The organism is Nostoc sp. 'Peltigera membranacea cyanobiont' 213 (genome assembly GCF_002245975.1).
Lineage (GTDB): Bacteria > Cyanobacteriota > Cyanobacteriia > Cyanobacteriales > Nostocaceae > Nostoc.
Window position 1 is genome coordinate 1 of record NZ_NOLI01000186.1, and the last position, 11,913, is coordinate 11,913.

The window sequence follows — 11,913 nt, forward strand, 5'->3', positions numbered from 1 at the left end:
TGTGTGTACACCGTAGCTCCTTGAGAGAGGGCTATGATGTAACTCATTTGATTAAGGAAAGCTATAAGCGAGTTAAAAACGAAATGTCCTCAAGATGTTTTTCGGCACAGCCGAAACAATCTTGAGAACAATTAAGTTCTTGACAATATATTATAAGGATATGCTGAGTGTAGCGATATTTGTTAAGTCTGGGGAGTGTCAAAGCTCTACATCGCTAGAAAACCTATACAGCAGTTTGCTTTTTAAGTGAGGTACAAAATACAGGACTCACGCATATATAAAGAGTTTCTACCTTCTACCTCCAGCAATAACTGCCTCCTGCCTCAAAACCCATAGCTTTTACTTCAGGCAAAGGAAAACTGCTGTATCTTTAATTTTCACCGATTAAAATCTAAAGACAGTACGAACCCAAGCAAATAAACTATCAGGATTACTGGAATCAGAGTTCGGTGCAGTAATCCAGATCAAACCCGGCGTAACCTCAATATGATCTCCAATTTTATATTGGTAGAATGCCTCAATGTGTAGGGAAGTATCTTTATCGGCTTGTCCCGCACCTGCCCCCAAATCTACACCCTTACTGAGAGCGATCATTTTCGGTTCCATACCAACTAAAACCCCACCTAAAGCACCTTCACTAAAAAGATCCGGGAATGCCAGTCCTACTGCCCAATCCATAGCTTCGCCATCTCCGCGCCCCAAATAGCGATGTGCTGCATAACTTACCCACGCATTAATTGCCAACTTAGGATTCACTTGATAGAACGCCTGTAAACCATAAAGGTTGCCCACAGTTCCCGCTCCCGCCACAGTGCTGTTTACCAAGTTACTGCCGACAGCTGGGCCGAAATTTGTTCCACTAAAACCTATGGTATTTGCTGGGCTATAGGTATTAACGTAAGTTGCCGCCACCCGAAAATTCCGATTAGAAGAGTAGTATATTAACTGTGCTAAAGCTAAATACCTGCCTGAAAATAAGCCATTATTAACTGCGGGATTGTTACCATTTGGTGCGCTGTAAGCTATCCCGAATTGAACTTGTTTGCCTAATTGTTGGAGTATAGCAATTCCGGGGCCGCTATCTCCATAGTTATAGACCAAAGACCGCCGTGAAAATCGTGAAATCCCATTAGCACCAGTCGCAGAAGACGATTCAAAATATGGGTTAATCGGACCAGAAAGACCTATCTCACTAGCTCCATCAGACAAGGGATAAATGTTGACTTGGGTATTTGGAAAAGGTAGAAACCGATAGCGAACACCACTAAGAATAAGAGTATTGCGTGCAAAAGTAATACTGGAGTTATCAGCAGTTCTTCCCTCATAAGTTCCCAATAATCCAGCTCTTGTTTGTCCCAATGATTCAATATTTCCACCTCCTATTGTTATACCTAGTGAATCTTTACCGTTAAAACTGGTATTTAACCGTAAAGAGGTTGAGCCTTGAAGTGTGGCATTGCGAGGTGCTGGTGTTTTGGTGACAACATTATTACCAGCCAGAAGTTCGCTAAAAACAATCTGCGCTCGACCTACAAGTTGAGTTGTAGTTGTAAACTGAGTTGCTTCTAATTTCGCAGTCCGCGTTTCCAAGCTATCTAAGCGTCCCCGCAATTGAGCAAGTTCTGGAGAAAATTGTTCTTGTAGTTTTTTGATAATACCCAAGTCTTCTCGTTTGACTAAATCTGTCGTTGAAGTCGCTATTAATTCATTGAGGCGATCTAAAGCTGCATTCAACCCAGCTGCAAATTCATACCGTGTTAGCGCACGATTCCCTTTAAATGTGCTATCTGTATATCCCGCAATTACACCGTAGCGCTCCACCAAAGACTGTAATGCTTGAAATGCCCAATCTGTAGGCAAAACATCTGACAGTTGCGAGACGGATGTCACTTGTCCCGCAGAATTATTTGTAGCTTTTTTACTAGTCGGCGGCGCAACTTCCAACAATTGCGAGACAGGTGTTACCCGTTCTGGGTTTGTAGCCTTTTTACTCGTTAGCGGTGGCATTGAAGTGTCTACTGTTTGATTGACAACTACTTCTGGAGCTTTGTTAACTTCTACTCCAGCAGTAGATACATCAGATTTAGGCAGTTCAGCGTGACTTTTGGCTGGATAAAAAAGCAGGATACCTAAAATATCTAGCAACAAAAGCAGGAACATTGTCCATCTATAATTTGAGCGAAAATTCGACATTACTCTTTAACTCCTCAACCTGAAAGATGAATAAACGAACTCTAAATTGGACAGACGAACAGCATAAATTCTTGATGCAATATTTCTGCTAAATCATTAGAGAATAGACTTAGCAAATGTTCCACCAGTGAGAAAAATCCAATTTTCCGACAAATATCGCAACCAGTACTAAGTGGTTGAATTAAGACTATAAAAGTCGCTGAAACTTATGGAATCTGGCACTTGAAAGGATACTAAAAACGTCTTGAATAAGACAATCACTGCCTTTTTCAGACTTGGCTACCTTTAAGGCAAACTAAAGCAAATACTATGTGGACTGACACTTCTAAGACATTAGAATTCCATCTTTGTTGATTATGTTGTACAAAGCTCATCACTGGCCGCTGGCATTAACTAAAACTTGAATTGAAATCAAGTTATTTTCTGACAATTCAAATTCGCTGAATATACTAATTTTTAATCAGCTATATTTGACAGCATCAATTGTTAAGAAAAGCTCATAGTTCGATAAACCGATATAGTTACCGGATTTTACGTAGAATTATCTTTGCATAGAGCTTGGTACAATGCAAGACCCAGTATTTATCCATGAAGAGAAAATATGTCAAAATTATTGGCTAGGTCAAGTCAACCCAAGCAACTGCGTTCTCATAACCAAATTGCGTGAAGAAAAGTAAAGAAGGCTCAAACCCTTTTTCCCCCAGCTAATAACCCCCTACCTTGTCCCAACGATAATTATTTACGCCCACGTACTTAGTGTGGCGTAGGCGATCGCCTGTAAGAGTAACTAGCAACTTGGGTTATTACAGATAATATTTCATAACCTCTGGTATCATCTGAGTTAATTACGTAATTACCGATCGAATTGGAAATGTAGCTTACTCAGTTAAAAGTTGTATTTTCCAACACAGCAATTCTAACCACGAAAGTGTCATAATCGTCGGCTAAGAAGTTCGTTATTCAGTCAGCTATTTTTTACTGATAGTTAAATTAGGCTTGATTTTTAGATAATATCGGGTAAAATTTTGACTATAAAATACGGTAATTCGGTCGGATAATCGTAAATTAAACTCCCATACCCTGACAAACATGCAAATTCTCTGGTTTATTCCTACTGGATCTCATGATGGACGCTATTTAGGCACAGATATTGGTTCTCGTGTTGTCACACCTGATTATTTGCAGCAAATTGCCCAAGCTGTGGATAGTTTAGGCTACACGGGTGCATTGTTACCCACGGGGAGTTCTTGTGAAGATGCTTGGATAACTGCTGCGGCTCTCATATCTGTCACCAAGCGGATGAAATTTCTTGTGGCAATTCGCCCAGGAATTACTTCTCCGGGTGCTGCTGCAAGAATGGCAGCAACATTTGACCGGATTTCTAAAGGAAGATTGTTGATTAATGTGGTGACAGGTGGAGATCCGGTGCAACTCGCTGGGGATGGCTTACATCTTAGTCATGACGATCGCTATGATTTAACCGATGAATTTCTTACCGTTTGGCGGGGTATTGTCAGTGGGGAAACAGTGGATTTTAAGGGAAACTACCTGGATATCAAAGGTGGTAAACTCTTATTCCCACCAGTTCAAAAACCCTATCCACCCTTGTGGTTTGGTGGTTCATCTGCTGCTGCGAAGCGGGTTGCTGCTAAACATATAGATGTTTACCTGACTTGGGGTGAACCTCCAGAACAAGTTGCTCAAAAGATTGCTGAAGTTAGGCGATTGGCGGCGGAACTTGGTAGAACAGTCAGCTTTGGGATTCGCTTGCATGTAATTGTGCGAGAAACCGAGTCTGCGGCTTGGGATGCAGCCAATGAGCTAATTAAGTATGTGGATGACGATGCGATCGCAAAAGCTCAGGAGAACTTGGCTAGTTCTGATTCTGAAGGACAGCGACGAATGAGTAAACTACATAGTGGTAGTCGAGAAACCCTAGAGATTAGTCCCAACCTGTGGACAGGAATTGGATTGGTGCGGGGAGGTGCTGGTACAGCCTTAGTTGGAGATCCCGATACCGTTGCCGCTAGGATGCTGGAATATCGTAATTTGGGTATAGAAACCTTTGTGTTCTCTGGATATCCCCATTTAGAAGAAGCGTATCGCACCGCCGAATTATTATTTCCACACCTACCTTTGCAAAGCGAACCTGCACTTTTAACGCCACCAGTCTTGAGTACTGTTAGCGAAATTGTCACCAATGAAAAGTTTTCTAAACAACTAACGAGTGCTTCATGAATAATTCCTAATTAAAGAGCAAATTACGAATTATGTTGATGATGCTTCTAGATTCATCCTTCGGAACAATTGAAAATCCAAAATCCCATGACTATTAGCCTTAAACACACCAAAAGAAACAATAATATATCCCTGAGCGAGGTTTTAGAAAACCCGCAAATCGATAGAATAGTTCCCTGGATTGTGCCCGTTCTAGTGCTAATACTTTGGGAACTTGCTTCCAGAAATGGTTTACTCTCAACCAGAATTTTACCAGCCCCTAGTGGCGTAATTGCTACAGCCATTAGACTAGCCTCCACCGGAGAACTTTTTCAACATATAGGAATTAGTGCTGGGCGGGCGATATCTGGTTTTATAGTTGGTGGCAGTATTGGATTCGGTTTGGGATTGCTCAATGGCTTTTCCCGGATAGCAGAAAAGTTATTAGATAGTTCCTTGCAAATGCTCCGTACTATCCCTAATTTGGCATTAATTCCCTTAGTAATTCTCTGGTTTGGTATTGGCGATCAAGCTAGATTATTTCTAGTTTCTATGGGGGTATTTTTCCCCTTATATCTCAATACATTTCATGGCATCCGTAGTGTCGATCCTGGACTGATTGAGATGGGAAAAGTCTATGGATTGAAAACACCACAATTATTATGGCAAATTATTTTTCCAGGAGCCTTATCTTCGATTCTCGTCGGTGTACGTTTTTCTTTGGGGATTATGTGGTTGACACTAATTGTAGCAGAAACGATCGCAGCAGATTCTGGACTTGGTTATATGGCAATGAATGCCCGTGAGTTTATGCAAACTGATGTTGTGGTTTTAAGTATTGCGATCTATGCACTGCTTGGTAAATTAGCAGATGCTGTTGCCAAAGGATTAGAAACAAAATTCTTGGCTTGGAACCCAAACTATCAAAAGTCATAAATCCTAAAGTCACCAGATTCAAAGGTTGAAAACTCCTGATTTTAACTTTTGATTTATATTCATTTTGAGTGTAATTTCCAAATTCAATGTCTCATCAAAGAAATAAATCCTGATTGTTCTGAAAAAAAATGAGGTTTTGCAAGTGAGTTCTAATGTACAGGGTACACAACTAAGTATTTTGGATTTGACGAAATCTTTCGGCAAGAAAACTGTTTTAAACTCACTAAATTTAGAAGTTGAAGCAGGTGAATTTGTCGCTATTGTTGGACGAAGTGGTTGTGGTAAGAGTACCTTATTGCGTCTGGTTTCAGGATTAGATAAAACAACTTCAGGCGGAATACTACTGGATGGAGAACCACTGCGTAGACTTAGCGGTTCTGTAAGAGTGATGTTTCAAGATCCCCGTTTGTTACCGTGGAAGCGCGTTATCCAAAACGTAGGGTTAGGCTTACAAGGCGATTGGCGTGAAAAAGCTTTGTGGGCACTCAATAAAGTCGGACTTAAAGATCGGGCTGATGAGTGGCCGTATGTTTTATCTGGTGGACAACGGCAACGAGTATCATTGGCAAGGGCCTTAGTCAGTCAGCCCCGTTTGTTGTTGTTAGATGAACCTTTGGGAGCATTAGATGCTCTAACTCGCTTAGAAATGCAGCAATTAATTGAAAATTTATGGCAAGAGCGAAAATTTACTGCGTTTTTGGTTACTCATGATGTGGAAGAGGCTGTCGCGTTAGCAGACCGAGTGATAGTGATTGATGAAGGACAGATTTCTCTCGATTTACCTGTGAGACTTTCACGCCCGCGAGATAGAAGTAGCGAAGTGTTTATAAATATCAGAGAAGCAGTTCTCCAGCGAGTAATGACCAATGAAAGTACTCAATCAAATAACCAATTATTGCAGTTGAGTAGTTGAGATTTAGTATTCATTAGTTGATTAATATAACGCTTGGGGTAGCTGCTGTAAAATACGCTACTTCGAGACTTAAGATTATTAATATATAGGAATCCAGTTTGATTTCTGAAAAGATACGTAGGTTCTGTTAGGGACAGCGTAACGCACTAGTACCGCAAGGCGGAATTCGGAATTCGGAATTCGGAATTCGGAATTCAGATTGCGTAAGGGTTCTAGACATTTCCAATGGTTGGTTTATTTCCGCCGTGTTGTACTAGTGATTGTGGATTAGTTTTCCTAATACCCAGTCCCTTTGAAAATTTAAAATTAAATGGAAGAGTAGCAAATGGTGAAACTAATTTTACCCGATCATCTCATTGCTGATATTGAGCCACACCTACCATCTGATATAGATGTTGTGGAGGTGGATAGTGAAGGTAATCTCGATGGTGATGCCAGTGATGCAGAAGTTTATGTCAACGGATTTTACCTGAAAAATTCTACTCTTGACAAAGTGCTAACAGCTGCACCCAGGCTGCGTTGGCAACAGTCGCCTAGTGCTGGTGTGAATCACATCCTCACACCAACTTTTTTGGAAAAGGACATTATCCTCACCAATGGCGCAGGGGTTCATGCGATTCCAATTTCGGAATTTGTACTGGCATTCATGCTGTATCACGCCAAGAATCTGCGGAAATTGCAAACTTTGCAAGATGAGCATACTTGGGTAAGAGGAGTGTTTCTCGAAGAGTTGGCAGACGCTACTTTATTAATTCTCGGCACTGGGAATATAGGTCAAGCGATCGCATCTCGCGCTAAAGCATTTGGTGTTAAAGTTTGGGGTAGTCGCCGCCATCCCAAACCCCTACCGAATTTTGACAAGATTGTTGGTGCTGATGAGTGGCGATCGCTCCTCCCAGCCGCAGACTATGTAGTAATTGCTACACCACTAACTCCAGAAACTAAAGGCTTGATCGATGAAGCTGCATTGCGCTCCATGCGTCAGTCAGCTTACTTAATTAATATCGCTCGTGGTGCGATCGTGGATGAAGCTGCATTACTCACTGCACTAAGTGAGGGATGGATTGCGGGTGCTGGATTAGATACAGTAGCTACAGAACCTCTGCCACCGGAAAGTCCTTTGTGGTCGCTACCAAACGCTTTTATCACACCCCATTGTTCAGCCCTTTCACCACGGCTGAGAGAGCGCATAGCACAACTGTTTATCGACAATCTTATCCGCTACCAAACTGGTCAGCCCTTACGAAATGTCGTAGACAAGAAAGCAGGATACTAAACAATTTTAAATTCTGACTCATGTCAGTCGGCTTGTTCGCTCTTAGCCTTACCGTTTTTTTAGACAATTGAACGTCTCCGTAGCATCAACAGCATTACCATGCCACTTCCTGCCATTGTTAGTGCCCCAAAAGTTGTAGACGCGGTTTCTCACCCTCATCCTCCACTCGCCAATCACTTGGCTTTCAACACCGACTTACCTAATGACTGGCAAATAACATCATTTTGTGGTGTATGGATACGACTACATAAAACGTCTCGGTAGTGTCGCTCTAAAGGATTCCTTTTTAACATACCAGGATTACCTGTCAGTTCTAACGCAATCTCTACAGCCCGAATTGAGTTAGTTGTGGTCAGGTATTTAACAGCTTGTGCCTGTAATCCTACGTTAGACTCATACTCGCCCTTATCAATATCTTGAGCCAAGCTATAAATCAATCTCTTGTTAGCAAATAGCAGTGATTCTATCTCACCCACGGCAGTTTGGAAGCGTGGTAGAGTTGCCAGTGGCTCTTTGAGATTAGAAGGCGATCGCTCCCAAAGATATTTCACCAGCCAGTCTCGCGCACTAGTAGCAACACCGAGATATAAGGCACTTACTGTCAAACTGCCCCAAGTAGAAATCAGGGGATCGAAGGATGGTGCAGCAGATATGGGACTGATATTCAGGGCATACTCTGAGGGGATTAATACATTCTCTAAAATCAGATCGTGGCTACCTGTAGCTCTCATGCCCAAGTGATCCCAGGTTTCGACAATTCGCAAACCGGGCAGATCGCGCGGAACTAGAAAACTACCAACTTGTGGTTCGTCCTCAGCTGTCCGCGCCCAAACAATAAAGTAACTGAGGATGGGACTACCTGTGGTGTATTGCTTGTGGCCTGTTAAACGCCAACCCTCTGTTGTGCCTTCGGCAATTGTGGCAGGTAATCCGCCTCTAGCTGGTGTTCCTAACTCTGGTTCGACACGAGCCGCATTCAGCAGGGCAATGCCTTCAATGGATTCACGACACAACCGCTTATATACTTCTGGATTCCAGCGACGGCTACGGGCTGCATTGGCATGTTGGAGATAATGCATCGTCAGTACTAGCGCGGTTGATGCATCGCCACGCGCTATCCCTTCAATCACTCGGCAGATAGTTAGCAACCCTAAACCCTGACCACCTAATTCACGGGGAATGGTGAGGCTGAGTAATCCTGCTTCATGCAAAGCTGTAAAATTCTCAAAAGGAAAAGAACCATCTTTATCGTGTGCCCCTGCACGGGTAGCAAAGTCCTTGCCCAGAGCCTCAACCCGGTCGAAAATATTAGGGAGAGTTTCTAAGCTTGTGGTTACAAAGGTGTCTGGTACTGCTTGCTCCAACTTTGACATAAAGTAGCCTAAATCTTGCTTTCTTTTCTTCTTCAGTTTATGACCTCGAACTCAGGTCTTTTGGCGATCGCTAGCAATACTACTTAAAGCCGCTCGGAATTTAGGAATTAGTAAGTTATGCAAGTATGACACAAATAGCTTTCGCAGAGCAAGCCAGCTAGAAGATTTAGCGATCGGGCAACTCGCGGCGCTTATTCCAAAAGCTCACCATATCTTATGCGAACCGCCTGGTTTAGATAGTTGAGTAGAAAATGTATCTTTGATTACAAAATTTTAGAGATCGCTCTTTTGAAAAAAAACTTTGCGATTTACTGAATGTAGTGTTTATATTTTTCTATGGATAGTAGCCTCAAGGGTACTATTACCGCCAAAAGTGCCTTGATACTGCTTTTCTGTATTTGAATGAGTTAGATCGCTGACAAAGCTAGAACACAAATACTGGCAATAAGTGTATTTTTCTCTTCTGCTGCGATCGCCTTCTTAATCATCTCAACCAGCCAGAGAAACTGATCGCATCCGCTAACTACCGCAATGATCCCATTCCTATTTAGATGTAAAAGTTCAAATCAGGGTCAAGTCAATGCTTGACATTCTTCAATAGTACATTTAACCTATTAGTTAATTAACCACTCGGTTAAATAAAAATGTCTACCGATCAACTGAGCGTCACTTTTGCCGCCCTTGCCGATCCCACTCGCCGTGCAATTCTGGCTCACCTCACCAAGGGTGAGGCATCGGTGACTGAGTTAGCCAAGCCTTTTGAGATGAGCCTTCCTGCAATCTCCAAGCACCTAAAAGTTCTGGAGCGTGCTGGACTTATCGTGCGGGGTCGTGAGGCTCAATGGCGACCCTGCCAGATCAAAGCACAGCCGCTCAAAGATGCAGTGGATTGGATCGAGCAATATCGCCAATTCTGGGAACAGAGACTCGATCGGCTAGATGATTATCTGCACGAATTACAAACTCAGGAGAAGGAAAATGAGTAGCAAAAATGATTCCACTGATGCTCAATCCCAACGCGAAATCGTTATCACCCGAGTCTTTAACGCGCCGCGAGAACTTGTCTTTCAGGCGTGGACTGATGCGAAACACGTGGCGCAATGGTGGGGGCCGAAAGGCTTCACGACCCAGGTGACTGAACTGGATTTGCGTCCGGGCGGTAAATGGCGCTATGTCATGATTGGCCCAGATGGAACGGAGTACCCAGTTAAAGGTGTCTTCCGCGAAATCGTACCCCTTGAACGGATTGTTACCAGTGATGAATTTGATGAAGGTTTTGAAAAGGTCATGGACGCTGACTTGCCAAGGGGAATAGTTGTGACGGCAGTGTTCGAAGATTTGGGGGGCAATACCAAACTCACACTCAGAATTATGCATGAGTCTGCCGAGGAACGCCGAAAACATGAAGAGATGGGGGTCATTGCAGGGTGGAACTCCACTTTTGACTGCCTTGACGAATTTTTGACGAAAGCTTGAGTCTTTCATAACACGGTTTTATGTATGGACATAGGTTTGCTGACCTAGATGCCCACATTTGGGAAATTATCTATATGGAGCCGAGTCCAATCAACCAAAGTTGAAAATGCTCCCGACGTAATGCGTTTACAAACAAGCCGTAGTCGATTAATTTAAGTATCGAATCGACTGCGTAATTCTGACTGCTTCTTGGGGAGTAACGTTACTACAATTAGACAATTCTGGTACTATTCCCGTACCAACAAATCTGTAAAAAAGACCATTTTCTGAACCCAACCACTGCGACAGCAATGTTGGTTGTTTAGCATTACCGTATACTCCTTGCTCCAAAACGCTTCTTCCAAATATCGGAGAATTTATCGGGTAACTGCGCGATCCAGAAGGCAAGTCGCCAATACCACCAGATACTGACTCAATCGCAAAGCATTTATCTGCACTTAAATTTTTGTAAACAACTAAGTAACCCAAGCTGTCAACATTTTCGCGCCCAGCCGAGACTAATACTTTGTCAGCACGAAAATCTGCGGGTATATAACTTGGTAATGCTACTTTTAACCCTAGCGATCGCAAAACTTTTAATTGAGTCGGTGTTAATTTTGTTACAGAATTGCTTTGTGAAAGTTTGGGTTGAGCAATTACCGCAGCCGTAGAAGCGATAATACAGGCGACAACGCAAGAGAAAGCAAGCTTAATTGAGTATTTGGATAATTTAATCATCACTAATTATACATAGTAGCAGACAGAGAGAGAGTCCACTAGTGGTACTAGCTCCAAAGCAAAGCGAAGGATTTTGGATATCCTTCGCTATATATGGCAACTATTTTAAACAAAGTTCTGTTAAATCACCCAACTCAAACTTTTGCTTAGGTAGATTTCTTTGCACTTTGAAGTTTTTGGTTCTGACGTTTGTATAGAAATAACCCACCTATAGCTAAGATACCGAAAGTAACACTAGGTTCAGGCACGCTTTGAACACGAAATGTATGGTTGTCACTTTCAAAGCCGCCACCTTCTGTCTGAGAAATTACAATTTTATTAAAGGTATCATTCGTACCTTCTGAGAAAAACTCAAAGAAGCCATTTTTTTGACCACCATGTTGGGAAGCTCCAACAGTAGCTATTGAATTCAAGATATCATACGTTAACTCTTTGATTAAAGTGGTTCCGTTGAAGAATTTCAACGTGTTGCCTCCGCTCAGAGCGCCTGCATCAAAACCAAAGTAACTAAAAGTATTATTCTGTTGAGCTTCAATGATGGTATCACTATCAGAGAAAACGGCTAAATAATCAGTTTGATTTACTTGTGCGTTAGCGCCAGAAGGTGCCCAAACATCAGAGTAAATACCAGTTTGACCAGAATAAGCTGTTGTAGAATAGCTACCTTTAGAAAAAGAATATTTCACGAGGTCATTGCCTGGTACTTTCCCATCATTAAAATCAAAGGTTGTATAACCCACATTCCGCACCCTAACTGTCACAAGTTCATTAGTACTTAACTAATTGTCGGCGAATAGTATTTATGAACTATA

The 11,913-nt window shown here is 42.3% G+C and carries 10 protein-coding genes; 6 read left to right on the forward strand and 4 right to left on the reverse strand.

Going from position 1 to position 11,913, the window contains the following annotated elements:
• Positions 1 to 384 precede the first annotated feature (384 nt).
• Positions 385 to 2,193, reverse strand: a complete 1,809-nt coding sequence (locus CDG77_RS30825; RefSeq protein WP_094333033.1) for an iron uptake porin — start codon at positions 2,191 to 2,193, stop codon at positions 385 to 387.
• 1,089 nt (positions 2,194 to 3,282) lie between these two features.
• Here CDG77_RS30825 and ssuD point away from each other — a divergent pair.
• From ssuD to CDG77_RS30845, 4 genes are all read left to right on the forward strand, one after another.
• Positions 3,283 to 4,431: an FMNH2-dependent alkanesulfonate monooxygenase gene (gene ssuD, locus CDG77_RS30830; RefSeq protein ID WP_094333034.1), complete on the forward strand. Its 1,149-nt coding sequence runs from the start codon at positions 3,283 to 3,285 to the stop codon at positions 4,429 to 4,431.
• Positions 4,432 to 4,518: 87 nt separating this feature from the next.
• Positions 4,519 to 5,346, forward strand: coding sequence for an aliphatic sulfonate ABC transporter permease SsuC (ssuC, locus tag CDG77_RS30835; protein ID WP_094333035.1), 828 nt, complete (start codon positions 4,519 to 4,521; stop codon positions 5,344 to 5,346).
• 142 nt (positions 5,347 to 5,488) lie between these two features.
• Positions 5,489 to 6,259 carry an ATP-binding cassette domain-containing protein gene (locus CDG77_RS30840; RefSeq protein ID WP_094333036.1) on the forward strand — a complete coding sequence of 257 codons (771 nt, stop codon included), beginning with the start codon at positions 5,489 to 5,491 and terminating at the stop codon, positions 6,257 to 6,259.
• A gap of 325 nt (positions 6,260 to 6,584) precedes the next feature.
• Positions 6,585 to 7,535, forward strand: a complete 951-nt coding sequence (locus CDG77_RS30845) for a D-2-hydroxyacid dehydrogenase (RefSeq protein ID WP_094333037.1) — start codon at positions 6,585 to 6,587, stop codon at positions 7,533 to 7,535.
• 173 nt (positions 7,536 to 7,708) lie between these two features.
• Here the strand turns inward: CDG77_RS30845 and CDG77_RS30850 are convergent, their stop codons facing one another.
• Positions 7,709 to 8,908 carry an acyl-CoA dehydrogenase family protein gene (locus CDG77_RS30850; RefSeq protein ID WP_094333038.1) on the reverse strand — a complete coding sequence of 400 codons (1,200 nt, stop codon included), beginning with the start codon at positions 8,906 to 8,908 and terminating at the stop codon, positions 7,709 to 7,711.
• Positions 8,909 to 9,552: 644 nt separating this feature from the next.
• Between CDG77_RS30850 and CDG77_RS30855 the strand changes: the two genes are divergently transcribed.
• The gene (locus CDG77_RS30855; RefSeq protein ID WP_094333039.1) at positions 9,553 to 9,894 is read left to right on the forward strand and encodes an ArsR/SmtB family transcription factor; all 342 of its coding nucleotides are present in this window, start codon (positions 9,553 to 9,555) and stop codon (positions 9,892 to 9,894) included.
• Entirely contained in the window at positions 9,887 to 10,384 is a 498-nt protein-coding gene (locus CDG77_RS30860) for an SRPBCC domain-containing protein (RefSeq protein ID WP_094333040.1), read from the forward strand. Before CDG77_RS30855 ends, CDG77_RS30860 begins: the two co-directional genes overlap by 8 nt.
• Before the next feature lie 147 nt (positions 10,385 to 10,531).
• On the opposite strand, the gene CDG77_RS30870 is transcribed toward CDG77_RS30860, so the two are convergent.
• Positions 10,532 to 11,101, reverse strand: a complete 570-nt coding sequence (locus CDG77_RS30870; RefSeq protein ID WP_094333041.1) for a hypothetical protein — start codon at positions 11,099 to 11,101, stop codon at positions 10,532 to 10,534.
• A gap of 146 nt (positions 11,102 to 11,247) precedes the next feature.
• Positions 11,248 to 11,841, reverse strand: coding sequence for an Npun_F0296 family exosortase-dependent surface protein (locus CDG77_RS30875; protein ID WP_223270069.1), 594 nt, complete (start codon positions 11,839 to 11,841; stop codon positions 11,248 to 11,250).
• Positions 11,842 to 11,913: the final 72 nt, after the last annotated feature.

Coding starts and splice junctions, on each gene's coding strand:
- CDG77_RS30825 (WP_094333033.1), bottom strand. CDS start 2,193: ATGTCGAATTTTCGCTCAAATTATAGATGGACAATGTTCCTGCTTTTG.
- ssuD (WP_094333034.1), top strand. CDS start 3,283: ATGCAAATTCTCTGGTTTATTCCTACTGGATCTCATGATGGACGCTAT.
- ssuC (WP_094333035.1), top strand. CDS start 4,519: ATGACTATTAGCCTTAAACACACCAAAAGAAACAATAATATATCCCTG.
- CDG77_RS30845 (WP_094333037.1), top strand. CDS start 6,585: ATGGTGAAACTAATTTTACCCGATCATCTCATTGCTGATATTGAGCCA.
- CDG77_RS30850 (WP_094333038.1), bottom strand. CDS start 8,908: ATGTCAAAGTTGGAGCAAGCAGTACCAGACACCTTTGTAACCACAAGC.
- CDG77_RS30855 (WP_094333039.1), top strand. CDS start 9,553: ATGTCTACCGATCAACTGAGCGTCACTTTTGCCGCCCTTGCCGATCCC.
- CDG77_RS30860 (WP_094333040.1), top strand. CDS start 9,887: ATGAGTAGCAAAAATGATTCCACTGATGCTCAATCCCAACGCGAAATC.
- CDG77_RS30870 (WP_094333041.1), bottom strand. CDS start 11,101: ATGATTAAATTATCCAAATACTCAATTAAGCTTGCTTTCTCTTGCGTT.